At 67.9% G+C, this 26,985-nt stretch carries 25 protein-coding genes and 1 pseudogene; 7 read left to right on the forward strand and 19 right to left on the reverse strand.

What is annotated here, in order from left to right; all coding sequences use genetic code 11:
* Positions 1–44: 44 nt before the first annotated feature.
* Positions 45–1,505 (reverse strand): DUF4147 domain-containing protein, encoded by a 1,461-nt coding sequence (locus tag Hbl1158_RS15690; RefSeq protein WP_234299593.1) that lies wholly within the window; start codon positions 1,503–1,505, stop codon positions 45–47.
* A gap of 187 nt (positions 1,506–1,692) precedes the next feature.
* Between Hbl1158_RS15690 and Hbl1158_RS15695 the strand changes: the two genes are divergently transcribed.
* Positions 1,693–3,522 carry an acyl-CoA dehydrogenase family protein gene (locus Hbl1158_RS15695; protein ID WP_234299594.1) on the forward strand — a complete coding sequence of 610 codons (1,830 nt, stop codon included), beginning with the start codon at positions 1,693–1,695 and terminating at the stop codon, positions 3,520–3,522.
* Positions 3,523–4,176: 654 nt separating this feature from the next.
* Here Hbl1158_RS15695 and Hbl1158_RS15700 read toward each other — a convergent pair.
* On the reverse strand, positions 4,177–5,055 hold the full coding sequence (locus Hbl1158_RS15700; protein WP_234299595.1) for an SDR family NAD(P)-dependent oxidoreductase: 879 nt from the start codon (positions 5,053–5,055) through the stop codon (positions 4,177–4,179).
* Positions 5,056–5,127: 72 nt separating this feature from the next.
* Positions 5,128–5,865: a hypothetical protein gene (locus Hbl1158_RS15705; RefSeq protein WP_234299596.1), complete on the reverse strand. Its 738-nt coding sequence runs from the start codon at positions 5,863–5,865 to the stop codon at positions 5,128–5,130.
* Between the two features lie 133 nt (positions 5,866–5,998).
* Between Hbl1158_RS15705 and Hbl1158_RS15710 the strand changes: the two genes are divergently transcribed.
* Positions 5,999–6,277 carry a hypothetical protein gene (locus tag Hbl1158_RS15710; protein WP_234299791.1) on the forward strand — a complete coding sequence of 93 codons (279 nt, stop codon included), beginning with the start codon at positions 5,999–6,001 and terminating at the stop codon, positions 6,275–6,277.
* Between the two features lie 24 nt (positions 6,278–6,301).
* Here the strand turns inward: Hbl1158_RS15710 and Hbl1158_RS15715 are convergent, their stop codons facing one another.
* Positions 6,302–6,853, reverse strand: coding sequence for a response regulator (locus tag Hbl1158_RS15715; protein ID WP_234299597.1), 552 nt, complete (start codon positions 6,851–6,853; stop codon positions 6,302–6,304).
* A 145-nt stretch (positions 6,854–6,998) separates the two neighbouring features.
* Between Hbl1158_RS15715 and Hbl1158_RS15720 the strand changes: the two genes are divergently transcribed.
* Positions 6,999–7,226 (forward strand): hypothetical protein, encoded by a 228-nt coding sequence (locus tag Hbl1158_RS15720; protein ID WP_234299598.1) that lies wholly within the window; start codon positions 6,999–7,001, stop codon positions 7,224–7,226.
* 101 nt (positions 7,227–7,327) lie between these two features.
* Entirely contained in the window at positions 7,328–8,050 is a 723-nt protein-coding gene (locus Hbl1158_RS15725) for a hypothetical protein (RefSeq protein ID WP_234299599.1), read from the forward strand.
* Positions 8,051–8,080: 30 nt separating this feature from the next.
* On the opposite strand, the gene Hbl1158_RS15730 is transcribed toward Hbl1158_RS15725, so the two are convergent.
* The 3 genes from Hbl1158_RS15730 to Hbl1158_RS15740 form a co-directional block, all read right to left on the reverse strand.
* Positions 8,081–9,091, reverse strand: a complete 1,011-nt coding sequence (locus Hbl1158_RS15730) for an aldo/keto reductase (protein WP_234299600.1) — start codon at positions 9,089–9,091, stop codon at positions 8,081–8,083.
* 100 nt (positions 9,092–9,191) lie between these two features.
* On the reverse strand, positions 9,192–10,115 hold the full coding sequence (locus tag Hbl1158_RS15735; protein WP_234299601.1) for a TIGR03571 family LLM class oxidoreductase: 924 nt from the start codon (positions 10,113–10,115) through the stop codon (positions 9,192–9,194).
* A 53-nt stretch (positions 10,116–10,168) separates the two neighbouring features.
* A complete protein-coding gene (locus Hbl1158_RS15740; RefSeq protein ID WP_234299602.1) occupies positions 10,169–11,179 on the reverse strand; it encodes an acetamidase/formamidase family protein in 1,011 nt (336 codons plus the stop codon).
* Between the two features lie 148 nt (positions 11,180–11,327).
* On the opposite strand from Hbl1158_RS15740, the gene Hbl1158_RS17275 reads away from it, so the two are divergent.
* The 3 genes and pseudogenes from Hbl1158_RS17275 to Hbl1158_RS15755 all read left to right on the forward strand — a co-directional run bounded on the left by Hbl1158_RS17275 (position 11,328) and on the right by Hbl1158_RS15755 (position 13,816).
* The gene (locus tag Hbl1158_RS17275) at positions 11,328–11,645 is read left to right on the forward strand and encodes a DUF2249 domain-containing protein (RefSeq protein ID WP_321169954.1); all 318 of its coding nucleotides are present in this window, start codon (positions 11,328–11,330) and stop codon (positions 11,643–11,645) included.
* 207 nt (positions 11,646–11,852) lie between these two features.
* A pseudogene (locus tag Hbl1158_RS15750) lies at positions 11,853–12,085 on the forward strand (DUF2249 domain-containing protein).
* Positions 12,086–12,289: 204 nt separating this feature from the next.
* Positions 12,290–13,816: an amidase gene (locus Hbl1158_RS15755; protein ID WP_234299603.1), complete on the forward strand. Its 1,527-nt coding sequence runs from the start codon at positions 12,290–12,292 to the stop codon at positions 13,814–13,816.
* A 185-nt stretch (positions 13,817–14,001) separates the two neighbouring features.
* Here the strand turns inward: Hbl1158_RS15755 and Hbl1158_RS15760 are convergent, their stop codons facing one another.
* The 12 genes from Hbl1158_RS15760 to Hbl1158_RS15815 form a co-directional block, all read right to left on the reverse strand.
* Positions 14,002–14,382 (reverse strand): metal-dependent transcriptional regulator, encoded by a 381-nt coding sequence (locus tag Hbl1158_RS15760; RefSeq protein WP_234299604.1) that lies wholly within the window; start codon positions 14,380–14,382, stop codon positions 14,002–14,004.
* 157 nt (positions 14,383–14,539) lie between these two features.
* Positions 14,540–15,328, reverse strand: a complete 789-nt coding sequence (locus Hbl1158_RS15765) for a hypothetical protein (protein ID WP_234299605.1) — start codon at positions 15,326–15,328, stop codon at positions 14,540–14,542.
* A 215-nt stretch (positions 15,329–15,543) separates the two neighbouring features.
* Positions 15,544–16,284 (reverse strand): FAD-dependent oxidoreductase, encoded by a 741-nt coding sequence (locus Hbl1158_RS15770; protein WP_234299606.1) that lies wholly within the window; start codon positions 16,282–16,284, stop codon positions 15,544–15,546.
* A complete protein-coding gene (locus Hbl1158_RS15775; protein ID WP_234299607.1) occupies positions 16,274–17,197 on the reverse strand; it encodes an FAD-dependent oxidoreductase in 924 nt (307 codons plus the stop codon). The genes Hbl1158_RS15770 and Hbl1158_RS15775 overlap by 11 nt, the downstream gene beginning before the upstream one ends.
* A gap of 175 nt (positions 17,198–17,372) precedes the next feature.
* A complete protein-coding gene (locus tag Hbl1158_RS15780) occupies positions 17,373–18,623 on the reverse strand; it encodes an ABC transporter substrate-binding protein (protein WP_234299608.1) in 1,251 nt (416 codons plus the stop codon).
* A 2-nt stretch (positions 18,624–18,625) separates the two neighbouring features.
* Entirely contained in the window at positions 18,626–19,813 is a 1,188-nt protein-coding gene (locus tag Hbl1158_RS15785) for an ABC transporter substrate-binding protein (protein ID WP_234299609.1), read from the reverse strand.
* 54 nt (positions 19,814–19,867) lie between these two features.
* Positions 19,868–21,112, reverse strand: coding sequence for an ABC transporter substrate-binding protein (locus Hbl1158_RS15790; RefSeq protein WP_234299610.1), 1,245 nt, complete (start codon positions 21,110–21,112; stop codon positions 19,868–19,870).
* Positions 21,113–21,168: 56 nt separating this feature from the next.
* Positions 21,169–23,073, reverse strand: a complete 1,905-nt coding sequence (locus Hbl1158_RS15795) for an ABC transporter ATP-binding protein (protein ID WP_234299611.1) — start codon at positions 23,071–23,073, stop codon at positions 21,169–21,171.
* The gene (locus tag Hbl1158_RS15800; RefSeq protein WP_234299612.1) at positions 23,073–24,002 is read right to left on the reverse strand and encodes an ABC transporter ATP-binding protein; all 930 of its coding nucleotides are present in this window, start codon (positions 24,000–24,002) and stop codon (positions 23,073–23,075) included. The genes Hbl1158_RS15795 and Hbl1158_RS15800 overlap by 1 nt, the downstream gene beginning before the upstream one ends.
* Positions 24,002–25,117, reverse strand: coding sequence for an iron ABC transporter permease (locus Hbl1158_RS15805; protein WP_234299613.1), 1,116 nt, complete (start codon positions 25,115–25,117; stop codon positions 24,002–24,004). Before Hbl1158_RS15805 ends, Hbl1158_RS15800 begins: the two co-directional genes overlap by 1 nt.
* A complete protein-coding gene (locus Hbl1158_RS15810; protein WP_234299614.1) occupies positions 25,118–25,987 on the reverse strand; it encodes an NAD(P)/FAD-dependent oxidoreductase in 870 nt (289 codons plus the stop codon). It abuts the gene before it with no gap.
* Positions 25,974–26,963 carry an ABC transporter substrate-binding protein gene (locus Hbl1158_RS15815; RefSeq protein ID WP_234299615.1) on the reverse strand — a complete coding sequence of 330 codons (990 nt, stop codon included), beginning with the start codon at positions 26,961–26,963 and terminating at the stop codon, positions 25,974–25,976. The genes Hbl1158_RS15810 and Hbl1158_RS15815 overlap by 14 nt, the downstream gene beginning before the upstream one ends.
* Positions 26,964–26,985: the final 22 nt, after the last annotated feature.

Genomic DNA, 26,985 nt, shown 5'->3' on the forward strand with positions numbered 1-26,985 from the left:
CGGCAGGCCGTCGGACCGTCGCCGACACCCCCTCCTCACACGGCTCACTCCTCGACGACGAGGACCCTGAGGTCGTCGACGTTCGTCCCGGTCGGTCCGGTGATCACGAGCCCGCCGGCCTCCCGAAAATAGCCGACTGCGTCGTTGTCGTCCAGCGCCGCGAGGGCCGCCTCCGCGTCGGCGACGCTATCGGGCGTCACGAGCGCGCCCGCGGCGTCGGTACTGCCGTCGCGACCGTCGGTGTCGACCGCGAGGAACGCGCAGTCGCCGTCCCGATCCGACAGCGGCGAGCGCCGGTCGACGAGGTCGACCCCGGCCGCCAGGGCGCACTCGGCGTTCGGGCCGCCCTCGCCGTCGCCGGCGACCGTGACCGTCGTTTCGCCACCCGAGAGGAGGACCGCCGGCGGGGCGACCGGGTCGCCAGCGGTCGCGACCTCCTCGGCGATCCCGACGTGGAAGGTCCCGCACTCGCGGGCCTCCCCGCGGAGGCGACTCGACACCACGAGCGCGTCGTAGCCGCGGTCGCGGGCGACCCCGGCGGCCGCGTCGATCGCCGTCCGCCCGTCCGCGAGCACGTGGGTCGAGACGCGCGCGAACGCCGGGTCCTCCGCCCCCGGCGTCTCCGGGGTCTCGCCGCGAGCGCCCGATTCGAGGCGCGCTCGGACCGACTGCGGCGCGTCGACGCCGTGGCGGTCGAGCACCGCCAGCGCGTCCGCGAACTCCGTCGGGTCCGGGGAGACCGGGCCGCTCCCGATCACAGCGGGATCGTCGCCCACCACGTCGCTGAACAGCAGGCCGACGACCGTCGCCGGGGCGGCCGCGCTCGCGAGTCGACCGCCCTTCACCCGCGAGAGATGTTTTCGGACCGCGTTGACCCCGTCGATGTCGACGCCGGCCGAGAGCAGCGCGTCGGTCGTCTCCCGAAGATCAGGGAGGTCGACGCCCGCCGCGGGTGCCGCAAGCAGCGCGCTCGCGCCGCCGGTGACGACTGTGAGCACGAGCGTTCGCTCGTCGGCTCCCTCCGCCAGTTCCAGCACGCGTTCGCCGCCCGCGACGCTCCCCGGCGTCGGCACGGGATGCCCGCCGGCGACGCGGTCGATCGGGTCGGACGACCCGTCTCCCCCCGGCCCGTCCGGTTCCGCCTCGTCTCCGACGGCCCCCGGAACCACGACGACCCCGTCGTCGAGGCGGTCGCCGAGCAGGTCCACGAGCGCGTCGGCGACGCCGCCGGCCGCCTTCCCCCCGCCGACGACGAGCACCTCGTCGTGGTCGCCGAGGTCGTACGTCGCGTCGGCGACCCGGAGCGCGTCGCCCTCGAGCGCGACCGACTCCCGGATCACGGCCTCGGGCATGGCGGCCTCGATACCGGCGCGGAGACACGCGAGCGCCGTCCGAACCGCGGGGCCCGAGCGGTCCACGGGGGAGTCCTCGCCGGGGTCGCCGGCGACCCTCCCGAGGAGCGCTTCGGGGGGCGGAAGGTCGTCCCCCCGGGCGTCGTCCGTCATACCGGGGGCGACGCTGGGGACGGGGTTAACTCCGACGCCCGCGGGAGCGACGCGACTTCCCGATAGTGACACGACCGCGGCGGCGACATGACCCCGACAACGACACCACCTCGACGGCGACGATGACTCCGACGGCGACGTGGCATCCGACGGCAACGTTGATACGATCGCGACCGAGTCGTGAGATATGTCATCTAGTCCCATCGACTACGGTCGCCTCGACGCCGGCCGCGAGTGCAACTACTGGGCGATGGATCCGACCCTCCGGACGGCCGCGGCGCGGGCGTACCCCGACGGCGAGTTCGAGTGGGCCGAGCCCCTCCTGTCGTCGTTCGGCGACGCCTGCGGCCACGGGATCGCCGAGCGCTCCGACCGGATCGACCGCCACCCGCCGGAGCTTCACACCTACGACGCCGACGGCGAGGTGGTCAACCGCGTCGAGTACCACCCGGACCAACACGAGTCCGAGCACGTCGTCTACGGGGAGTTCCGGCTCACTCACGACGCCTTCCACGCGCCGCCGGGGCGCGAGGAGCCCGCGAGCCTCACGCACACGCTCGCGATGCAGGCGCTGTTGTCGTACTGCGACGTCGGCTTCTGCTGTCCGGCGTCGATGACGACGGGCGCGGCGCTGGTGTTGGATCGGGCCGACCACGACCGCGGGGAGTACCTCCGGCGACTCACCAGCGCCGACCCCGACGAGCACGTCGAGGGCGCGATGTTCCTCACCGAGAAGCAGGGCGGCAGCGACGTGGGGGCCAACGAGGTGACCGCCGAACGCGTCGCCGGCGACGAGTACGCGATCCGCGGCGAGAAGTGGTTCTGCTCGAACGTCGACGCGCAGGGGGCGCTCGTGCTCGCACGGACGCCCGACGCCCCGGCGGGGACCGACGGGCTGTCGCTGTTTCTCGTCCCCCACGAGGTCGACGGCGAGCCGAACGCGAAGCTGGTGCGGCGACTGAAGGACAAACTCGGCACGCTGTCGGTGCCGACCGGCGAGATCGAGTTCCGCGGCGCGACCGGCTACCTGATCGGCGAGGAGGGCGACGGCTTCCGGCTGATGGCCGAGATGATGAACTACGAGCGGCTGACGAACGCCACGGGCGCGGTCGGCGTGATGGGCCGGGCGCTGCTGGAGGCGAAGGTGCACGCGGCGAACCGCGAGGCGTTCGGCAGCCGGCTCGACGAGCACGCGCTCATGCGGCGCGACCTCGCCGAGATGACCGTCGAGTACGAGGGCGCTGCGACGTTCGCCTTCGAGGCCGCCCGCTGGTACAACGCCCACGAGCGCGGCGAGGGTGACGACCGCGACGGCGACAGAAACGGCGACGACGTCGATCGGGCGTTCAAGCTCATGCGCCTGCTGGTGCCGATCGCGAAGTACCGCACCGCCCGCGACTCGGTGGGGATCGCCTCCTACTGCATGGAGGTGCTCGGCGGCGACGGCTACGTCCGCGAGCACGTCACCCCGCGTCTGCTCCGGGACACGCAGGTCCTCCCGATCTGGGAGGGGGCCTCGAACGTCATCTCGCTGGACGTGCTCCGTGTGCTGGAGCGCGAGCGCGCCCACGAGGCGTTCGTTCCCTACGTCGCGGACCTCCTCGACGTGGACGACGACCGCCTCGCCGACCTAGCCGGAGAGGTCGACGACGCGTTCGGCGAGTTACAGACCGCGCTGGCGACGCTCGCGACCGAGGACGCCGAGTACGCGCAGTACCACGCCAAGGAGCTCGCGAACCTGATCTACGACGTGACGACCGCGGCGCTGTTGCTCGATCGCGCCGACGACGCGCTGGCGGGCGACGACGCCGAGGGGTCCGCCGGGGGCGGCCCGGACGCCCGCCCCGCGCTCGTCGCCGAGGCGTTCGTCGCCGAGCACCTCCGGACCGAGCAGGCTCGTGGGATCGCCTCCGGCGAGTCGCCGTGTGACGAACACTTCGACGCGCTGGCGCGGTATGCGAGCATCGACCCGGCGGAAGTCGACCTTGGAGCGTCGCCGGCGGCGGCCGACGACTGAATCGGAGGGCTCTGTTGAAATGGCATTTTTATGATTCTTTATCGGATGAAATAGCCGTTAGGTGGGAGTGCGTATTCATCGAACTCTGTGGAATTCTAGAAAGTACAGATTCCAACTTGGTATTGACAAGACATTTAATTACTCCAAGGTAACACCGAATATGAATCGTAGGACACTAATAAAGGGTGTTGTCGGCTGTTCCGTCTTTTCATCGGGGTGTTTAGGATTTATTAGCGAGCCGTTTTCTCTCTCGATTTTTAATCGAACCGATATTTCACGTCGGGTTTCTCTGGAGCTCACTTCCGACAAAACAGCAGAGTCAGTATTATCAGAACAATTCGTTATGGAGCCCGACACGGCAGAATATCCCGATATTGAATTGCGAAGCGGAGTCACGCACGAATTCTCACTAGAGGTTGAAGACGGAGAGAGATTAGAACTACCAATCAGTCCATCCACTACGTCTCTCGAAGTAGAGATCGAGCAAGGTGGGAGCTTAGATTATCAAGCGGCCGTCTCGTGACCGCTGATCCGAGAAAAATAGACAAAGCGACTTGGTCGGTATCTGCTCTATATTGAGCGATTGAGACTGTGAGAAGCTGTCAGATTCGGTGTGCTTCTACAGAGTCACACAAGAAGCCAACCGAAACGCCGTCACGGCCAATCTGGATCGACGCCCACGAGGTCGGCGCTGGCGGTCCACAGTCGCGCGCGGATCCCCGGGTCGGCGGCCTCGCTCGCGGGGGACGCGGGCTCGCCGTCGACGACGTACGCGCCGGTCGTCTCGCCGAATCGCTCGTCGGTGACGAGCCGGCACACCCGCCCGGCGGCGTCCTCGACGGTCGTCCCGACGCCCGGGATGAGACCCGCGACGCGGACCGCGAGGCGCGTCCGAAGGGGAGCGTCCCGGAACAGCCCCGTGGACGGGACGAACCCCGGATGCACGCAGTTGGCCGTGACCCCGGCGTCGTCGGGGATCCGATCCGCGAGTTCGAGCGTGAACGCGATGGTCGCGAGCTTCGACCGGGCGTACGCCGCCAGCGCGTCGTACTCCCGGGTGAGCTGGAGATCGTCGAGTGCCAGCGTCGCGCGTCGGTGCACGTCCGAGGCGGTCACGACGACCCGCGCGGGAGCCGACGCCGCGAGCATGTCGAACAGTTCGTGAGTCAGCAGGTACGGCGCGAGGTGGTTCACCGCGAGCGTGAGTTCGATACCGTCGGCCGTCTCCGTGCGGGCGTCGACCGACAGCCCGGCGTTGTGAACGAGCGCGTCGATCCGGTCGTACGCGTCGCGAAGCTCCGCCGCGAGGTCGCGCACGGCCGATTTCGTCGCCAGGTCCGCCCGATGGAACCATACCTCCCCGGAGGTGTCGCCGGCGTCAGCGTCGGCGACGTCCGCGCCGCGCTCCCGGTCGCGGCCGACGACCGCGACGGTCGCGCCGCCCGCGGCGAGATTCCTCGCGGCGACGCGGCCGATCCCGCTCGTTCCGCCGGTCAGGACCACGACGCGGTCGTCGGTGGCGTGTTCGGTCACGGCTCTTCGGTCGGTTCGGCCGGATGCGACGAGGAGGTTTCGGTCGGCCGTCTGGATGCGCCCGGGGTGTCGCTATCGCCCCCCGTCTATCGCCTCGATCGCGAGGTCGAACCCCCAGTCGGCGCTCGCCTCCGGGTCGCCGATGGTCCCGTCGTCGTAGGCGGCGTATCTCGCCTCGAACCGGAACTCGCCGGTCGGGAAACAGCTCCCGTCTACGGGCGCGTCCGGCAGGGCGTACAGCCCGACGAAGGCGGTGAGCGTACCGCCTGCGGGGATCTCGACGGTGCCGTACTCGGCCGTCTGGACGGGCTGTGAGTCGAGCCGCCAACAGCCCGCGTCGGCGAGTTCGAGTTCCGGGGTCGCGCGGTCGGGCTCCCCGTCGGTTGAGCGGTCGGAGTGGGGGAGCCACACGAGCGCGGCGTCCTCGGCGTACGTGTACTGAAACACGACGTTCCGGTACTCGCCGATCGTGACGGCCGCGTCGGTCGTGTTCTCCACGTCGACTCGGAGCACGACCGGTGACCCCTCGGTGACGTACGGGTCCGCGAGCGACACGCGCGGAGCGACCGGGAGGTCGGGCGCGTCGTCGACGGACGCCACGGTCGCCTCGTGGGTCGCGTCGGCGGGGCGCGCGCGGTCCGACGGGGCGGTGTCGGTGCCGTCGTCCGCCGGATCGTCGTCCGCCGGATCGTCGTCCGCCGAGCCCGGCGTGTCGGACGGTATCCCCGGGCCGCCGGAGCCGGTACAGCCCGCCAGTCCCGCGAGCGCGACGACCCCGCCCGCGCGGAGGAGGGTCCGTCTGGAGTGCATACCCGTCGATCCGGCGGCTCGGGTAGTAAGCCGTGCGGAGAGTCAAAGCGGCGTTTGTTCCTTCGCGGGTCGCCGACTGCGACACGCCCTTACCCCCCGGCGACGAACCGCGGGCGTGACCGAGACCGAGACGATGCGGGCGCTCGTCCTCCACGTGGTGTCGCCCGCGGACCTCGACGACGGCGGGCTGACGCCCGCGGTCCGCGAGCGCGCGGGGTCGGGATACGTGCTGGTGTGTCGCCGCGGCGGCCGGCCGTCGTGGCTCGACAGGCTGCGGGCGTTCCTGGCGCGCGAGCCGATAGACGCCGTGACCGTCGTCGCCGACGAGCCGGCCGAGGAGGGCGACGAGCTCACCCTTCACCTGGAGGCGACTGAGACGCCCGGCGTCTACGAGGAAGTGCGGCGGGAGTGACTCGGCGGCCGCGTCGCGACCGACTCAGGAGAGCTTCGCGAGGTCGGCGAACGCGCCGCGGGTGTCGATCCTGTCGAGGGTGGCGTCGATCCGTTCGCGGACCTCCTCCAACTCGACACACAGCTCCTCGTACTCGTCGGTGTCGTCAGCGTCTCCGACCTCCAGGGCCGCCTTTTTCGAGGCGAGCGCGAAGAACTCCTGGCTGTGCTCGTCGTAGGCCGCCCGCTCGAGCAGCGTCTCGATGAGCCCCAACAGCTCCGGCTTGTCGACCGGCTTGACCCGGTAGTCGTCGAACGGCATGTCGACGATGTCGACGGTCGGCTCGACGGCCGTGAGCATCGCGACCTGTGGCTCGATCCCGTTCGAGCGAATCTCTCTGAGCACCTCCTCGCCGCGCATGTCCGGCATCCGTCGATCGAGCAACACAACGTCGACGGCGTCGCTCACGACCTCGAGCGCCTCCTCACCGGAGGTCGCAGTCAGGACTCGATACGCCCCGCCGAGATAGTTCGCGTACAGGTCGACGAGCGCCGACTCGTCGTCCACGAGGAGGACGGTCTCGTGCTCGTCGGTCATGATGAGAAGTCACGACCGGAACAGGTCATGTTTGGGGGTCACGTCGTCGGCATAAATATCTAGCACTCCAAATATCGATCGTGAGTTCTGCGTCGCGTTCCCGGGCCGCCCGGAGATTCATTACGGTTCGCGCGTACGCCGAGGCATGGACATCGATACCGAGGAGTTGCTCACCTCGCTGACGAAGCGGGAGGACAACGAGGCGATCAAGTCGTACCAGAACACGGTCGCAGTCGCGTGTCCGGCCTGCGAGGAGCCGTTCGACGACCTCGTCGTCTGCAAGCAGAACCCGACGAGCCTCGACCTCTCGAAGCGGTTGGACCTGTGCGTCGGCGTCGACGACGGTCAGGCGTACATCTTCACGCACGGATAGCCGCCGTCGCCAGCGAGCGGCTGTCGGCTCGCCGACCCGCTCAACGTCGCGAGGGCGGACGACACCGCGCCCGTTATGCCCGCGGCGCGCCGAGGCGAACCGTGACCGAGTGGCCCCCGACCGATCCGACGGACGCCGACGCCGTCGCCGAGCGACGCGACGACCTCGTCGCGGCGGTCCGCGAGCACGCCGGCCGCATCGCCTACCGGCTGTCGAGACTGGAAGGCGGCGACTACGGCAGTCGCGAGTTCTCGACCGACGGGGGCGTCTGGACCGTGAAGTACGAGGGCGGCGACCTGGAGTACCTCCGGTTCTCGCCCCGCGGCGGCGACGACGTGTACGCCGTCTCGACGAAACACCCGCCCGAGCCGACGGCGCTGGCGACCGCGCTCGACGACTACGACGCGTTCGTCCGAGCGTTCAACGACCACGTCGCGGGCGCGGCGGGCGTCCTCGACGACGTGTCCGTCGAGTTCCCGGAACCGGCGTCGGCCGAGCGCGCCGTCGCCGAGCGCGACCGCGTGCTCGATGCGATCCACGACGTGTGCGACCGGATCGCCGGCGAGCTTCACCGGTACGAGGGCGGCGAGTACGGCACCTTCACCACCCGGGTCGACGGCGACCGCTGGGAACTCAACTGGGACCGCGAGGGGGTGTCGTATCTCCGAGTCGGGGGCGAAGGCGGCGTCTACCTCCTCTCGCAGTACGCGGCCCCGTCGGCGACGGACGTGCGCCGGTACGCGCCGAACGTTCGAGGGCTCGTCGCGGCGTACAACGACCACGTCGCGGACCTGGAGGCGGACCTGGCGCGCGTCGAGCTGTGAGGACGCGGACGGACCGTGACCCGGCCGAGCTCAGAGGCCGGCGTAGGGGCCGCCCTTCGCCTCGGTGAGCCGGTCGACCTGCTCGTCGGAGAGGTCGATCGTCGCGGCCGCGAGGTTCTCCTCCAACTGGTCGACGGTCCGTGCGCCGACGATCGGCGCTGTGACGCCGTCGCGGTGAGAGAGCCACGCGAGAGCGGTCTGTGCAGGCGAGGCGTCGACCTCGTCGGCGACGGCGTCGAGTTCGTCGTGCACGTCGAAGTTCTCCTCGGTGAGGTACGCCTCCTCGAAGCGGCCGGACTCGGCGGCGCGCGACTCGCCGGTGAGACCGTCCTCGCGGTCGTACTTCCCGGTGAGGAAGCCCTGGCCCAGCGGGCTCCACGGACAGACGGCGAGCCCCTCGTCGCGGGCCATCTCCAGGTAGTCTCCTTCGATCTCCCGGTCGACGAGGTTGTACCGCGGCTGTAGCACCGAGAACGGCTCCCAGCCCTCGTCGCGGGCGATCTGGTTGGCGCGGGCGATCTTCCAGGCGTCCGGGCGCAGCGTCGACGCGCCGAGGTAGTGGACCTTCCCCGACTCGACGAGGCCGTTCAGCGTCCGCAGCAGCTCCCGGGTGTTCGTCGAGTCGTCCCAGCGGTGGATGTACAGCACGTCGACGTAGTCGGTGCCGAGCCGGTCGAGCAGGGCGTCGATCCGGTGGCGGATGTTCTTTCGGTTCGTTCCCCAGCTGTTGGGGTCGTCGTCGCGGATCTGCCAGAAGATCTTCGAGGCGACGGTGTAGCGCTCGCGGTCGCGGTCGGCGAGCCAGTCGCCGATCCAGCGCTCGCTCTTGCCGCCGCCGTACACGTCGGCGGTGTCGATGTATCGGCCGCCCGCCTCAGCGTACGCGTCGAGCAGTTCGTGGGCGCGCTTCTCGCCGATCTCGACGTTCCCCTCCTCGGTCTCCTTGCCGAATCGCCAGGTGCCGAACTGGAGTTCGCTCGTCTGGATACCGGTGTCGCCGAACTGGACGAACTCGAGGTCGATGTCGTCGGTGTCGGTCATCGATCGGTCGTTCGTCGCTTCCGGGGAAAAGGGTTCAGCAATCGGCACGCTGTGGAGGCGGCGACGCCGACGCGGGCGCGACGCTCACAGGCGGTCGATCTCACAGGCGGTCGATCACGTCGTCCGCGAACCGTTCGAGCCCGGCCTCGGGGTCGTCGCCGCCGCCGGGCGAGACGAGCACGTGGTCGACGCCGAGGCGGTCGAGCGACCGGAAGTACTCGACGAACCACTCCGCGCCGGCGCGGTAGCCGAGGTGTCGCGGCTCCGGTTCGGCGTCCGGGTCGGCCGCCAGTTCCGTCCGCACGGCCATCGCGTACGGCGCGTCGCCGGCGACCGCACGCCAGTCCTCGAGATACGACTCCAGCGTCGACTCCGGGAGGTGATAGAAGAACCAGCCGTCGCCGTGCTCGGCGATCCAGTCGAGTTCCTGTCGCGCGAATCCGGTCGGGAGGACCGGGATCGATCCCGCCGCCGGCTTCGGCACCGTGTCGAGGTCGCCGTCGAGTCGGCCCCAGTCGCCGGCCGCCTCGGGGAACGACTCGCTCCAGGCGGTTCGCAGGAGCGCGACCGACTCGCGGAAGCGCTCGCCGCGCCCGTCGGCGTCGACGCCGAAGGCGGGGAACTCGGGGTCGCGATCCCCCGTCGCCGCCCCCAGCACGAACCGACCGCCGGAGATCCGGTCGAGGCTCGCGGCGCTCTTTGCGACGTGCAGCGGATGGCGGAGCGGGAGAACGACGCTCGCTGTGCCGAGGGCGACCTCGTCGGTGTGGGCGGCGGCGTATCCCAGCCACGTCCAGGGGTCGAACGTCTGACCGGCGTCGCCGAACCGCGGCCAGTACAGCGGCACGTCGCGGGCCCACAGTCCGGCGTACCCGAGCGACTCTGCGCGGGCGGCGAGGCGCATCTCCTCCTCGGGATCGGGACGCTCCTCGCGCGCGCCGGTCAGCGGGAAGCCCGTCCCGAACGTGAGGTCGTCGCCGCCGAACAGCCGGTCGTAGCCCGGGTGGTCATCGAGGTCGGCCACGCCGAAGGGTGGCGGCCGAGGCGGTTTGTCGGCTCCGGTCGCGGCGATCCGGCTCAGTCGTCGCCGACGAGCACCGACTCCGGGAGGTACGCCGTCACCGTCCAGTTTGGCGCGTCGACCACCTGGCTGACCTTCAGGTCGACCGCCACCGACGCCAGCACGTACGCGTCGGCCCGCGAGAACCCCCGGCGCTCGTGGAGGTGGGCGATCGTCCCCCGGATCGCCTCGCGGGCGGCCTCCATCAGGTCCGAGTCGACCCCGCAGGTGGCGTGCATCGGCTCGTCGCGTCCGGTCGGCGTGAACGGTCCGGTCGTGTCGAGTTCCGGACGGTCGATCGGCCGGTCGCGGACCACGTCGAGGCGCGCCGTGGCCGACATCGGGGCCTCGATCCCGGTGAGACACACCTCGCCGTCGCCCTGGGCGGCGTGGCAGTCGCCCAGCGAGAACAGCCCGCCGGCGACCTCGACCGGGAGGAACAGCGTCGCCCCCGCGGTGAGGTGTTTCACGTCGAGGTTGCCGCCGACGCGGCGCGGCGGGGTCGTGGAGTGAGCGCCGTCCGCCGCGGGCGCGACGCCGAGGTTCCCGGGGAACGGCGCGATCGGGACCGCCACCTCGGGGGCGTCGTCGGCCGCGAACTCGGCGACCGGCACGCCGTCGCGGGTCGCGTCGAGGTCCCACTCGCGGACGTGGGCGTCGGGGAACTCCTCGGGCAGCAGTCCGGCCTCGCGCTCCGGCTGCGGGACGGCCGTGAGTCCCCAGCCCTCGTGCTCGAACGCGAGCAGGTCGACCCGGAGCGTGTCGCCCGGTTCGACGCCCTCGACCGCGACCGGACCCACCAGCGGGTGGCCGGGCGCGTCGACGGCCAACACGTCCTCGACCGTCGCCGGCGGCCGCGCCTGTCCGTCGTACGCGTCCCGACAGTCGAAGCGGACGACAGTCCCGGGGTCGACCGTCGCGACCGGGTCGCGGGCGCTGTCCCAGTCGTAGTGGACGTGGGCGTCCGCGTCCTCGAGGCGAACGTCCGGGTCGGGAACGTCGTCGACGGCGAATCGGCGATCCGGCATGTCAACGATTCCACCGTGCGAGCCGATAACGGTACCGTCCGCGACAAGCGATCTCGTTGCGGGCGCGTCCCGGTGGCGGACCCGCCTCGCCGGACGGACGAACATCATCGGGTGAACCACCAACGGGTCCACCGTACTGGGATCGATCATGGCATCCGTTGACGCCGACGGCGACCGCGACCGCGACGCCGACAGCGACGCCGGCCGAAACGCCGACAGCGACCGCGACGCAGACCCCGACCGCGACGCGGCCGAGACGACCGTGCTCGACGTGCGGGAGATCGACGCCCCGCCGTTCGAACCCATCATGACCGCCCTGGGCGACCTCGGCCCCGGTGAGACGCTCGTGATCGTCAACAGTTTCGAGCCCGAACCGCTGTACGAGCAACTCGACCGGCGGGGGTTCAGCCACGGCACGACGCAGATCGGTCCCGACGAGTGGCGGGTCGCGGTCGAACGCGAGTGACCGGTCGCGGCCCAATGCGGGTGACAGTTCCCGATCGGACGCGAGTGACCGATCGCGGCCCAATGCGGGTGACAGTTCCCGATCGGACGCGAGTGACCGATCGCGGCCGAACACGAGTCACAAATCGCGGCCGAACGCCAGCCGCCGCCGGCCGCGAAAGATGTTCGGGGTGAACGATACCCCGCCGACGGACGGAGGGTCGAGCGCATGCCAGCCGAGACCATCGACGTGCGAGACCTGCCGCCGGCGAAGCGCCACCCGACCATCCACGACGCGTTCGCCGACCTCGACGCGGCGAGTCGCTGAAACTGGTCAACGACCACGACCCGCAGCCGCTGTTTTACGAGTTCCAGGCCGAGGTCGACGACTTCGACGCCGAGGGGTACGAGGTCGAACAGCGCGGTCCCGGCGAGTTCGTCGCCGAACTGCCCAAGAAGTAGGCGTCTCCCCGTCTCTCACCTCCGCATCTCGTTCTCCTCCGCATCTCTTCCCCGTCCGCGGTTCCCGGTGGACGGCCCTGGGACGGTGTCAGAACCGTGATCGAAACTCCCGGAACGGGTTGTGGCGTGCGGATTGATCGGTTCCCGTACCCGACTTCGCCGACGACTAGCTATTTGTGAGCACGCCTCAATGGGTCGGTTGACATGTCCGAGTCACCACCCAATGTGCGGTCGCCGACCCCCGAGGAGATCCGCGAGTTGGCCGAGCAACACCACATGTCGCTGTCCGACGACGAGGTCGAGGACTTCGCGGCGATCATCGACGGGATGATGGACGGCTACGAGCGGATCGACCAGCTGTCGGCTCCCGCGCCGGAGGTGAAATACCACACCCGCGATCCGGGGTACGAACCCGACGCCGAGGAGGACCCCCTCAACGCGTTCGTCCGGAAGTGCGAGGTGCAGGGTGCCGACGACGGTCCCCTGTCGGGGTACGAGGTCGGGCTGAAGGACTCCGTCTCGCTCGCGGGCGTCGAGATGACGCTCGGCTCGAAGCTGTTCGACGGATACGTCCCCTCGATCGACGCGACGATCGTCACGCGAATGCTCGACGCGGGCGCGACGATCACGGGGAAGCTCAACATGGAGGACATGGCCCTGTCCGGCAGCGGCGAACTCTCCGCGACCGGGCCGGTGTACAACCCCCGCGACGACGACTACGTCGCCGGAGGCTCCTCCAGCGGGAGCGCGGCGGCCGTCGCCGCGGGCGACGTGGACGTGGCGATCGGGGGCGACCAGGGCGGATCGGTCCGGATCCCGGCGTCGTGGAGCGGCATCGTCGGTCACAAGCCCACCCACGGCCTCGTTCCCTACACCGGCGTCGCCGGCCTGGGGCGGTCGTTCGATCACGTCGGGCCGATGGGGTCCTCCGTCGAGGACTGCGCGCTGCTGCTCGACGTGCTCGCGGGCGCGGACGGACTCGACCCCCGGCAGGGCCACGTCCCCACGCAGGAGTACGCGGCGTCGCTGGGGAGCGATCCCGAGGCGTTCACCGTCGGCGTCCTCGAGGAGGGCTTCGGGCACGAGCAAAGCGAGTCGGGCGTCGACGAGACCGTCCGGTCCGCCCTCGACGCGTTCGAGGCGGCCGGTGCCGAGGTGACCGACGTCTCGGTCCCGATGCACCTCGACGGCCTGCCGATCTGGAACGCGATCGGCCTCGAGGAGATCACGGCGACGGTGAACGCGGAGTGCGTCGGCCACTACGGAAAGGGGTTCTACGACACGCAGTTCGCCGACGCGTTCGGTCGCGCTCGCCGCGCGCAGGCTGACGACTACCTGACGACGATGAAGCTCACCCTGATCGCCGGACAGTACCTCTCGGACGAGTACCGCGGGCACTACCACGCGAAGGGACAGAACCTCGCGCGGAAGCTGACGGCCGCCTACGACGACGCCCTCGCGGACGTGGACGTGCTCGCGATGCCGACGACCCCGCAGACCGCACACGAGGTCGACCGCGACATCTCGCGCGTCGAGGCGATCGACCGAGCGCTGAACATGCTCCCGAACACGGCCCCGTTCGACAACACCGGCCACCCGGCGATCAGCGTTCCCGCCGGGGAGACCGACGGGCTCCCGGTCGGAGTCATGTTCGTCGCCGACACCTTCGACGACGCGATCGCGCTCGCGAGCGCTCACGCCTTCGAGCGGCACGTCGACGCCGGAATCTGAACGGACCGCCGCGATAGTTTTCTTCGTTCGTAATACGCGTGGCCCTCAGTACGTTCGGGAAGTCGCCGTCTGCGAGCGACTGTTGAATTCCGCCCGCGTCTCGACTCCGACCGGTGCGATCGGCTCGATCGAGATCCTCGAACCGAGTTCACGACCCCGCCGATCGTCCTCGGGTGCGATTTGGGTTACTGATCGCCCTCCGACCGCGGGTTCCCGATCGGCAACACAGTCGTGAGTCGCTCTGCCACGCTCGGGTCGATCACGCCGGCCAGTTCCATCGCCTCCGACTCGTGAGTCTCCAACTCGAGCACGCTCCGAAAGAACCACGACAGCGTCACGTACGAGTCGTGGAGCGCTTCCGCCCGGTCGCGGCCCGCTGGGGTGAGCGTCGCCCCGTCGTACGGTTCGTACACCACCAGCCCCTGGTCGTCAAGCCGATGAAGCATCTCCGTCGCCGACGCTTGGGATCTCGCCAGCCGGTCGGCCACGGCTCCGGACGAGGCCGGAGCCCCGGTCTGCTGCGATTCGATGTACACGGCCAGGAGGTACTGGTCTGCGCTACTCATCTCGTCTTAGCCCCGTCTGCTGTCTCCTGCGGTGACGAATCGGCGCGTCGGTCGACTTCGTCCCGGTCTCTCCGCCCTCGGCATCGGGCCCACGGATCGAGATCGATACCCGTGCCCACGCGTGTGCTCGCCGTCGCTGAGGCCTGTTGCCCATCGGTTAGGCCCTCCGGACTAACTGGTCTCGCACGGCCGATTGACATGATCGACACGTCTCATCGAGGGTTGTCACCGTCGCCAGCACCGGATGGTCGACGGGAAGCTCCTGGTAGAGATACGGGACGAGGCGTCGGTGGCGGATGCCAGCGTCGAACCCGTCGTTCGTCGTCCCTCGGAGAAACGCCTGTCGCTCGCGGGCCACGTCCTCACAGCGGTCGCGATGGCTGGCTAGCGTCTCGTGGCGCTGTTTGAGCGCGTCGAACCCCCGGTCGGTCAGCGGCGTCTCGTTCGCCTCGACGATCCACGCCACGATGTCGTCGACCGTCGCGGCTGCGTCCGCAAGCTGTTCCGTCTCTCGACCGAGCGCCGTCTGCAAGGCCGCGGTCTCCGACCGCCGTGACCGCGCTTCCGCAACCACCATCCGCTTGAGGTCGGGAGTCAGCGAGGCGTCCGTCGTCGGTGCGAGTGCTACTGCGATCGTATCGGTGAACTCCTCGCGGATCGTCTCCAGAAGCGGTTCGGAGCCGTCGGTGTCGGCGACGCTGTGGGGAGGGATCGTCTCGGCGAAGGCGTTCCGCACCGTGCGACAGCGATCAGTACTGACTGTATCTGCCGTGAGGTGAGTGGTTCCGACGACTGCGGCACTTCCCGCCGATGCCGACGTCCGCTCGGTCTCCAGGCCCCGTACTCGACGGATGAAGGTCTCGTAGGCGTCCAGCCTCGCGTCGGCGGCCTCTTGCTCGGTCCGAACGCGGGCCTGCGCGTGCTCGATGTGGGTGTCGATGGTCATGGTACGCGTCCCGGTCGGACCGCGGTTTCCACGTCTCCCGCGCCCGTATCGGAGAGCGTCTCGAGGACGCCACCCGCGACGCGGACCGGCCGGTCATCCGTACGGCCGCGGACGACGCGATACGGACCGTCATCGGCTACCAGGCCTCCGATCTGTTCTCTGCTGTCGATGAGTGTGGGGCCGACCATGGCGGGGTTATGTGGTGTCTCGAACGGCTACTCGTCGCTGAGAGTCGGGTGGGTGACCTGCTCGTCGGGATGCGGTTCGGCGAAGCGGTCGCGCATCGTCTCCAGCGACCGCAGTTCCAGCGCGCGTCGGTCGTCGTCGTCGATCTCCTCACAGCCGGGCGGGAGGTCGCGCCCTCGGTCCGTGAAGTACCCCTCCGGTGCGACCCAGTCGTGGTAGAACGGGCGCTCGTCGTCCTCGAGGATGGCCACGCCGACCTCCGCGCCGTGTCCGGCACAGACGATCGCCTGGTGGGGCTTTTCGGCGAGCCGGCCGGCCGCGTACAGGCCCTCGACACCCGTTCGACCGCGCTCGTCGGTGTCGATGAACGCCTTCCCGCGGTCGATGATGCCGACGCCGTCGACGCCATCGAGATAGTCGACCGTGTTCTTCGTCGCCGCGACGACGTATTCGGCGTGGTACCGGTCCCCGCCTTCGGTCTCGACCGTGAACCCCGTTTCGTCGTCGTTCTCTTCGAGGCGGACGACCGTGTCCTCGACGCGCTCACAGCCGGCCGCTTCGGCCTGTTCACCGAGCAGGTCGAGCAACTGACGGGCGTTGACGCCGGCGGGGAAGCCGGGGAAGTTCTCGAGATGTGCGTTGCGTCGGAGGATCGACTCGCCCGAATCGACGACGAGGGTGTCCAGCCCGTGACGGGCCGTGAAGACGGCCGCCGAGAGGCCGGCGACGCCGCCGCCGACTATCGTGGTATCGTAGCGTTCAGTTTGCATGTGTGGTGTCCGTCCCTTCGAGTTCGGTTACGTGTTCCCGAATCAGATCGTCGTCGACGTGTTCGAGCAGTTCCCGCTGTCCCGCGCGGTCTCGTTGCCGCCGTTCGTCCTCGTCGAGACACCGACCGAGGAACTCCGCCTTCAGGTCCTCGCGTGCGGCCGCGATGGCCTCCGAGTCGAGGTCGTGGTCGGCCGGGAGCATCTCTCGATCGAACCACTCGTCGACGTGCTCGTCCCAGCCCTCGCCACCGTAGCGGCCGTCGTGGACGACCCAGTCGACGTAGCGCTCGCCGACCGCCGGCCAGTAGCGCTCGCTCATGTGGTCGCGGGCGAGTGTCAGACCGACCCGCGAACCGTGTCCGGCGTTGATCCCGACTTGATGGGCGGTCTCGTCGCTCATCCACCCGGCGACGTACAGTCCGTCCACCGCCGTTCTGCCGTCGTCGGTCGGGACGAACAGGTCGTCGGCGTCGGCCTCCACGTCCTCCGACTCGTCGAGTGCCTCGGCGACCGGCGCGAGCACGGTCTCGTCGTATGCGGCCGCGACGACGACTCGTTCGGCGAGACACTCCCGTTCGGCCGTTTCGACGAGGAACGCGCCCTCGTTCTCGTGCGGTCGAACCGCCGTGACGCGGTCGTCGACGACCTCCACACCCTCGTGGGTGGCGTGCGCTCGACCCAGGTCGAGGAATCTGTTCGGGCTGATCCCGCCCGGGAAGCCGAGGTAGTTCTCGACGTGTGCACACTGCGTGATCGCCGCCTTCCCGCCGTCGAACACCGTCGTGTCGAGGCCGTAGCGGGCGACGAACACGGCGGCCGCGAGGCCGGAGGCCCCACCGCCGACGACCGCGACGTCGTGTTCGATCGGGGAGTCCGGGTCGGTCGCGGGCGTCCGTGTGGGTTTGGTGGTCATGCTATCGACGGAGTGGTACCGGCCGTTCCGCCGTGATGAACGGCTCCTCGTTTGCCGCCGACAGACCGATTCCACCGCACTCGAGACGACAGACCTGAACCGTCGGTGGATCCGGGATCCCGTACTCCGAGGGAGCACCGAACGAATCCGCGATGACCCACTCCCGGGCTCGCATTCACAGATCACCCGCGATGATATCTCGTACCCGCTGTCGGTCGAACAGCTGGTTCTCTTCGGGCACCTCCGGGAAGGCCTCGGGGTCGAACGTGCCGAACTCCTCGGGATACAGCTGCTGGGCCTTCATTTCGGTCTGTAGGAGGTTGACGATCGGGCCCTGCTCGCCGTACGCGCCGGGGTAGACGTTCCCCTCCGTGACTGCGGTGAGTTCGCTCCCGACGGAATCGTCCTCCATCGGCGTCACATACTGGTCCCGAAACGCCTCCGCGGAGAACGAATCGGTATCGCCCGTCGTCCCGATCCCCCAGTGAACGATGATGATCTCGGGATCGATGTCGAGCAGGCGCTCGTAGTCGATCTGACCGCCCTCCTCCAGGTCCTGTGAGAAGGCGCTCTTCACGTCGAGATCCCGGTACGGCTTCATCTCGTACCCCTCGTCTTTCGTGTTCAGCGGGTAGAACTGCCCGGCGTTCGGGTCGGAACCGCCGTTGATCAGTCCGACTTCCGGTCGCTCGCTCTCGGGCGGAAGTCGGTCCGTGATCTCCGTCTGGACCTCCTCGTGGACCTCGGCGAACGCCTCGTAGCGCTCGCGCTCTTGGAAGAGGTCGGCGAGCCGGTCGAACGCCTCATACAGCGTGTACAGCTTGTAGTCGTGGAACTCTCGCCGGCGTCGCGAGTTGTTCCCGAAGAACGGGGCGACGGTGTCGTTGATCTCTTTGGTGTCCGACTGGTCCCACGAGCCGTCCCAGCCGGTCCCGTGGAGGTAGTTCGGATCGATGAGGAACACGTCCGGGTCGAGCTCGTAGAAGCTCTCCTTGTCCCAGCCTCCTTCGGACCACATCGACGGAAGGTCGCCCTGTGGGGGAACGTCGAGACCGAACGGCTCGAAAAAGAACCCCGGGATCATGTTGCCGGCGGTGAGGAAGCCGTCGCGCTGTCCGAGCGCGAACGCCATGTCCGCCCACGCGCCGTTGTAGACGGCGTACGTCTCGGGCACTTCTTCGAAGGTCAGACAACCGGCCGGTTCGATACAGGCCTCGTAGCTGGTCGTCTCGGGGCCATCCGTCGTTGTGCCCCCATCCGCATCGCTCGTCTCGGCGTCGGCGGTGTCCGAACCACCGTCGTCGAGGTCGTTCTCGGCGTCACCGCCCGTACAGCCGGCGAGCAGTCCGCCGACAGCGACGGTCCCGGCTGACTTGATCGTGTCTCTGCGCGTCGGTTCCCCGCGCCGAGTCCTCTCGCCGCTCATTATCAGATATCTCCGTTGACGATGTCCGCGACGCGCTGAGCGTCGAACAACTCACCGAGCCCGGCCACGTCGCCCGGCTCCGGTGCCTGTCCGAACAGCTCCGGGTAGATCTGTCTCGCCGACAGCTCGACCTGGAAGAGGTTCATGATCGGGCCCTGTAGCGCGGACCCGGTCGCGTAGATGCGGTCGTTCTGTACCGCGGTCAGCTCCCGTCCGACGGGGTGTTCGTCGAGTGCGAAGAACGCCTCCGTCCGCTCTCGCATCTCCTCGGTTCCGTTCGTCCAGTCGAAGTTGTGGAGGAGCACGTCTGGGTCGACCTCCAGCATTCCCTCCATATCGTAGGCTCCCTCGTAGTTCTCGGCGTATGTCTTGTCGCTGTCCGCGAACGCGTCCCGCGCGCGAAGCGGTCGCGTGTGCGCCTTTCCGAACCCCGGACCGTTCAGCCGATACGGGGAGAACGACTCCTCGTCCGGGTTGTACACGACCAGCCCGACGACCGGGCGCTCCTCTTCCGGCGGCAGCTCGGCGTAGATGGAGTCCAGCATCTCGTCGCGGACCTCCGTGAGCGCCTCACTCCTGCTCTCGACTTGGTACACCTCCGCGAACGCGTCGAGGAGCTCCCACAGCGAGTAGAACTCGTAGGAGTCGCGACACCACTCCGGCGGCTCGCCGTGTGCCCGACTGAACCGATTGGCGAAAAAGGGCCCGACGTTCTCCTCGAGTTCCTCGAAGTCCTCGCGGTCCAACCCGGAGTCGAACGAGGTGAACCGACACGGATCGACGTGGTGGACGTCGCCGTCGAGTTCGTAGAACTGCTCTTTGTCGAGTCCGCTGTCCCACAGTCCCGGGAGGTCGTCGACGTCGACCGAGACGCCGGGGAGCGCCTCGACGTACCCGGTGTAGTACCCGTCCGAGAACCCGAGCGAAGCGATCGCGTCCTGCTGGCCGAGCGCGACCAGATGGTCCGCCCACTGCGGGTCGTAGACGACGGCCCGCTCCGGGACCGACTCGAAGGTGACCTCGCCCATCGGCTCCATCGTCACCGAGTAGGACTGATCCTCGGCGTCCTCCGTCTCCCCGTCCGTCGTCTCGTCTTCGGTCGAGGTGTTCCCCTCGGGGGCGTCGCCAGCGCCGTCGCCGGTACAGCCGGCGAGCAGGCCGCCGCCCACGACCGCGCCGCCGTATTTCATATAGTCTCTCCGTGTCGGTGCTTCCGTCGTGCTGGTGTTGTTATCGCTCATTGTTCAGATATCCCCGTTGATGATGTCCGCAAGCCGCTGGCGGTCGAACAGGCGGTGCTCCTCCGGGAGCGGCTCGGTCAGGCGATCGTACGGCGGCTCCGCGTAGGGATGTTCACCGAAGAGGTCCGGGTACAGCACCTTCGCAAACAATTCTGTCTGGAAGAGACGACCGACCGGTCCCTGCACCCCGCCGTGGATCGGGTAGATCCGATCCTCTTCGACGGCGGTCACTTGACTTGCAACGGGATCGTCTTGTAGTGATCCGACCATCAGCTCGTAATCTCGCTCCGGATCGCGGAGGTTCCCGAGGCCGCCGTGATAAATAATCACCTCTGGATCAACATCTAAGAGGAGTTCGAAGTCAGCCTGGAAATTGATACCTTCTTTCCCTTCGTGGTAACCGGAAAAGGCGCTATGATTCTCGATCTCAAGGTCTCGGAACGGTCCGTACTGCGCGCCAGGGAGTCCCAGTTCCCAGACAAATACTGTCTGTCCGTCATCCCAAAAGTTCGTGTTCATATACGCCACCGATGGACGCTCGGAAACCGGCGGAAGCTCGTTACGAATCTCGTCGACCAACTCGGTGTGGAATTCTGAGAGGGCTTCGGCGTTCGGTTGCTCTTGGAACGCCTGTGCGACCCTCTGGAATCCCTCGAACAAGTCGTAGTACACACCCCCCTCGTAATCAGGTCGCCGCAGGTACGACCCGTAGAAGGGGCCGAGGTTCTCTTCGAGCTCTCCGATATCGGAGTCTTCGAGACCGAACCGATTCTTCGCGTTTCGGTGATCGAGGATGTGAATATCGGCATCCCACTCGTAGAACGGTTCTTTCCCTTCGACCCCAACCGAATTCTCAACGGAACTCGAATCGAAGGAGACGCCAGGAAGCTGTTCCAGATACTCGGCCGGGTAGCGGTCCGGGATTGCGGTCGCGAGCAGGTTCTCGGTTCGGTCTAGCGCGATGAGCATGTCAGTCACGGTCTGCTCGTAGGTGACGATTGACTCTGGCACCTCCTCGAACGTGTAGCAGCCGTTGGGCTCGATACAGGCTTCGTAGGAAGTTTGCCTTTCTTCCTCGGTCGGTGTGTCTGTGTCCTGATCGGTTCCGGATTCAGTCTCGGTCGGTGTCGCTCCGGAATCCGACTGACCCGCACAGCCGGCGAGCAGGCTCCCGCCGACGACCGTCCCGCCGTACTTCATGTAGTCACGCCGCGTCGGTGCCTCATGTTCACTAGCGTCGTCTGCCATACGTTTTAGGCCCACCTAAAAATACAAAAAGCTACCGAAACGGCGGATCCCGAGATTCACCGCTCGACAGCGGACTCCGCCGTCCGTTCCAGGAACTCCTCGGGCAGCGACTCGATCTCGCCGGCCTGCACGCCCCAGAGGTTCGCGTACAGTCCATCGGCGGCCAGTAGCTCCTCGTGGCTACCACGTTCGACCACCTCGCCGTCGTCCAGCACGACGATGGTGTCGGCGTCCTTCACCGTCGAGAGCTGGTGGGCGATCACCAGCGTCGTCCGGTCGGCCGCCAGCCGGTCGAGCGACCGCTGGATCAGGTACTCCGTCTCCGTGTCGACCGCGCTCGTCGCTTCGTCGAGCAGCAGGATCTCGGGATCCTGTAACACCGTCCGGGCGATGGCGATTCGCTGGCGCTGCCCGCCCGAGAGTTTCACGCCGCGCTCGCCGACCCGCGTATCGTAGCCCTCCGAGAGCCCCTGGATGAAGCCGTGGGCCTCCGCCGCCTCCGCCGCGGCGACGACATCCTCGCGGTCGGCATCGAACCGGCCGTAGCGGATGTTCTCGGCGACTGTCCCGTCGAACAGGAACGTGTCCTGGCTCACGTAGCCGATCGAGGAACGGAGGTCCGTGAGTCGCACGTCCCGTACGTCGTGGCCGTCGACCCGGACGGCACCGTCGCTCACATCGTACAGCCGCAGGAGCAGTTTGGCGACCGTGGACTTCCCAGCCCCGGTCGGGCCGACGATGGCAACCGTCTCGCCCGAACCGGCCTCGATGTCGACGCCGTTGAGCACCGTCTCGCCGTCGTCGTAGGCGAAGGTCACGTCGTCGTACTCCACGCGGCCTTCGACATCTTCCAGCGCGATGGCGTTCGGCGCGTCCTCGATGCGGACGGGCACGTCCATCAGCCCGCAGATACGCTTGCCCGACGCCTTAGCGTTCTCGTACCAGTCGACGATGCTCGACAGCTGGGCCATCGGCCCGGTCAGCCGCTGGGTGAGCAGCATGAACACGACGAAATCGCCGGTCGTCAACTCCCCCGAAAAGAACAGCGGCGGCCCGGAGAACACCCACAGGCCGCCGAGGACGAACGTCGCGAGCAGCGCCGCGCCCGTGATGAGTTCCATCCCCGGCCGGTAGAAGTAGCTCAGCTTCAACACGTCCATGTTCGCGTCGAAGACGTCCCGCGAGACGCGGCGCACGCGGTCGTTCTCGTACTCCTCGGTGCTCGTGGTCTTGACGAGTTCGATCCCGCTGAGGCCGTTCTCGATGCGGGTGTTGAGGTCCCCGATGGTCTCACGGTGACGGGTGTACCGCGGTTCGATGACGCGCATGAACCACCAGGTGAACCCGACCAGCAGCGGCACCGCGCCGAGCGTCACCAGCGCGAGCTGGCGGTTCGTGTACAGCAACGCCGTCGTCACGCCGACGACGATCACGCCGATCCGGACCGAGTCGCCCAGCGCGTTGTCGAAGAACGTTTCCAGGTTCGACGTGTCGTTGTTGAGGATGGACATCACCTCCCCCGTCTCCTTGTTGTCGAAGAAGGTCATGTCCAGGCGCTGCATCTTCTCGTAGGCGTCGACCCGGATCGCGTACATCACGCCGTGGGCGAAGTAGTTGATCGCGACGCCACGCACCCACTGGAGAAGCGCACCCCCGAGCAGCGCAGCGGCGACGACGCCCGTCGAGAACCAGAACTGCGCCTCCTGTCCGATCGGGAGCCACGCGTCGGGCACGAGCGGCAGCGCGTACGCGCTCTCCTGGGTGAACACCGCGTCGATGGTCGTCCCGAGGACGATCGGCGTCACGAGCACCGTCCCGTACGCGAGTACGCTCGTGACCAGGCCGATCGTGAGCCACAGCGCGTGGTCGGGCGTATAGGCGCGGAACAGTCGCCAGAGCGGGCGCTCGACTTGCTCGCGGTAGGCGTCCAGTTCGGTCTCGAACTCGTCGCTGGCGGCCATCAGCCGTCCCCGCCGTCAGCCTGGGCGACACGTTCAGTCGGCCGCTTCCGTTCGTCATCGTCGTGGCGAGGCCGGAGTGGTTCGATACGGGGCCCACGCGGAGTCAGGTCAACCTCCGCGTCGATCTCGAACACGTCACCAAGCAACTCCTCGGTGACGACCTCCTCGGGCGTCCCGCGCGCCTGAATCGCGCCCTCCTTGAGTGCGACCATCTCGTCGGCGAGCCGCGCGGCCTGCTGGATGTCGTGGAGAACGACGACGACGGTGATGTCGCTTTCCTCACGCAGCGTCTCGATGATCTCCATCACTTCGAGCTGGTGGTGGAGGTCGAGGAACGTGGTCGGCTCGTCCAGGAGGAGGACGTCGGTGTCCTGGGCGAGCACCATCGCGATCCACGCCAGCTGTTTCTGCCCGCCGCTGAGGCTCCCGACCTCGCGGTCGCACAGGTGCTGACAGCCGGCAAGCTCCATGGCTCGCTCGACGGCCTCCTCGTCCTCGTCGGTGGCGCTCTCGAAGAACCCGCGGTGCGGGTAGCGACCGTGGTAGACGAGGTCCTCGACGGTGATGCTGTTCGGCGACGTGCTCTCCTGGGAGAGCAGCCCCATCGTTCGCGCGAGTTCCTTCTTGTCGAACGTCTCGATCGCCCGGCCGTCGACGAGCACCGAGCCGGCGTCGGGTGCGAGCTGGTCGGCCAGCCCCTTCAGGAGCGTGCTCTTGCCGGAGCCGTTCGGGCCGATCAGCGCCGTGACCGCACCCGGTTTGGCCGTGATCGACTCGCCGTCGATGATGGGCCCGTCGCTACTGGGGTACGAGAGGACGAGCTCCTCGCCGTCGAGGCTGCCGTCGCTTTCGCTGCCGGACTGCTCGTTGTCCGCCCTCGCTGAACCGCTCCCGTTCGTCCGTGGATCCGTGGTCTGGTCCTGTGACATCAGATTTCACCCATCTTGTCCTGCTTGCGCATCAGGTACAGGAAGTATGGGCCGCCGACCAGTCCCGTGACGATACCCACGGGGATCTGGACGGGATTGAGCGCGAGTCTGGCTCCCACGTCGGCGGCGACCATCAGCGCCGGACCGGCGAACACGCAGCCGATGACGAGCTTCTTGTAGTCGCTGCCGACGATGTTGCGCACCATGTGCGGGACGATGAGGCCGACGAAGCCGACGATACCCGCGACGGCGATGCTCGCGGCCGCCGCCAGGACGGCAACGCCCGAGAGCGCGAACCGTACCTTCTCGACGCTCATCCCGAGCGAACTCGCGGTCTGCTCGCCGAGCAGGAGCACGTTCAGCTGGCGGGAACTCACGAGCGCGAGTCCCATCGCCACGATGGTCCACGGGAGTGCCATCCGGACCTGTTCCCAGTCGGTGCCCGTGAGCGAGCCGGTGGTCCACGCGATGGCCGACTGGACGACGCCGATGTCGTCGGCGAAGAAGAACAGCGCCGTCTGGACGCTGCCGAAGACGGTGCCGACGATGACGCCCGCCAGCACCAGCCGGACGGGGCTGGTCCCGTTCTTCCACGCGATGGCGTAGACGATCAGGAACGCGATCGCCCCGCCGATGGAGGCGATGATCGGGAGGAACGCCGACAGCCCCGAGAACACGACCAGGGTCAGCAGGATCATCAGCCCGGCACCGGAGGAGACGCCGAGGATGAACGGACTGGCGAGTTCGTTGCGGGTGACCGCCTGGAAGATGGCACCCGAGACGGCGAGGTTCATCCCGACCAGCGCGCCGACGAACACCCGCGGCAGCCGGATGTTCCAGACGATGAGGCTGCGTTTGTTCATCTCGGGCACCTCACCGCCGAGGATCCACGCCTCCCAGGCTTCCGTGTTGAATATGACCTGCGGATTGAAGACGGCCTGCCAGGCCTCGACGATGGTCATCGAGAACGCACCGAAGCTCACCTGTACGAGGCCGCCGCCGACGATGACCGCGAGACTGCCGACGATGAGCGTGAACAGCGAGCCGTCGAACCAGCCGAACCACTGCTCGCGCCAGCCGCGTGTGTCGGCGTCGGATGCGGTTTCAGTCGCCATCTATTCGCTCACCTCTGGGGTGTCGAGATCGGACGCATAGTCACGGATGAGTTCGTCGTCGACGTGGTCGAGAAGCCGACGATGCGCTCGCTCTGTACGCCGTTCGACCTCGGCGTCGTCGATCTGCCACTCCTGTTGTTCCGTGGCGAGCTCGCGGGCTTTGCGCCGGACGAACTCGTCGTCCAGCTCGTCGGGAGCCGACTCGATGGTGTACTCGGCGCTGCGTTCGAGCCAGTCGTCGCCGGCGTAGCGACCCTGCTGGACCACCCAGTCGGTGTGGTCGGCAGCGGCCTCCCACAGTCCCTCTTCGACCCGGCGGTAGTCGGTGACGACGGCCAACCCGACGCGAGCCCCGTGTCCGACGGCGACGGCGATCTGGCTCTCGACGCCGGCGGTCGGGCCGGCGAGCCACAGGCCGTCGACGGGCGTCTCGCCCCGCTCGCCCGCGAGGTCCGGGTCGAGCCACGTCTCGCCGCCGTCCGAGAGGAAGTACTCACCGAGGACCTCTTCGAGGTAGTTCACGTCGTAGGTCGATGCGGCGACGACGCGGTCGGCCGTGTACGCGTCGTCCTGCGTCTCGACGCGGAAACCGTCGCCCGTCTCGGCGATGTCGGTCGCCATGTCGTCGGCGACGGTCGCGCCGACGCGTTCGGCGTGCGCCTGGCTCATCGCGTAGAACGTCTCCACGTCGATGCCGCCCGGGAAACCCAGGTAGTTCTCGATGAACGCACATTGCTGGATCGAGGAGTTCCCGCGATCCAGCACGAGCGTGTCGAGCCCATACCGAGCGGTGAAGACGGCCGTCGAGCAGCCTGCCGGGCCGCCGCCGATGACGACGACGTCGTACTCGGTGGTCTCAGAAGTTCCCATTGATGATGTCTGCAACGCGCTGGCGGTCGAACAGCTGTTCACTCTCGGGCGTCTCACCCAGCCCGCGCCACTCGCCGAACTGCTCGGGGTAGATCTGCTTGGCCGTCATCTCCGTCTGGAACAGCGTGTACAACGGGCCCTGGAACCCGGTCGCGCCGTTGTACACTCGACCGTTCGAGAAGGCGGTCACCTCCGCGGCGACCGACCCGTCTTCGGGGTCACGGATCGGCGGGATCCGATCCGGGAACTGCAGACCCAACGCCTGAATGAACACGTCCGGGTCGACCTCGAGCATCGCCTCCATGTCGTACTGGACGCCGAAGCCCTCGTACTGCGGATGCTCCGCGAAGGCGTTCCGGGGCTGTAGCGGTCTGATATGTGCTCGGGCGAACCCCGGGTTGGTGATGGTCGGCTGGCCGTAGAACGTTCCGTCGAAGTGGACGGAGAGTGCGACGCGCGGGCGCTCGCTCTCGGGCGGGAGATTCGACTGGATCTCGGCGACCATCTCGTCGTAGACCCCTTCTAGTGCGGCAGCGCGGTCGGGGACCTGGTACAGCTCCGCGAACTTCCGAGTGAGCTCCCAGATCGAGTAGTACTGGTAGGACTCGTCTCCGGTGTAGTTGCGATAGGCGCTGTACCGGTTCGCGAAGTAGGGGCTGATCTGATCTCGAAGCGTTTCGACATCGGATTCTTCGAATCCGTCCCAGGTAGTAGCCAGTCGGAGGGGATCGAGATGGTGGACGTCGGCGTCGAGTTCGAAGAACGTCTCGACGCTCATGTTGTCGCTCAGCGTCGTCAGTCCCTCCGAATCGAACGAGACGTCCGGGAGCTGGTCGTAGAATTCGGTGATGATGTTCCCGGGTCGGCCGTGGGCGATCAGCCGGTCGTCCTGTCCGAGCGCGACCAGCATATCCGCCCACTGGTCGTCGAAGCTCACGGCCGTCTCCGGAACGGAGTCGAACTCAACCGACCCCATCGGTGACATCGAAACCGAGTAG

Origin of the sequence: Halobaculum sp. CBA1158 (genome assembly GCF_021431925.1) — an archaeon.
Taxonomy (GTDB): Archaea; Halobacteriota; Halobacteria; order Halobacteriales; family Haloferacaceae; genus Halobaculum.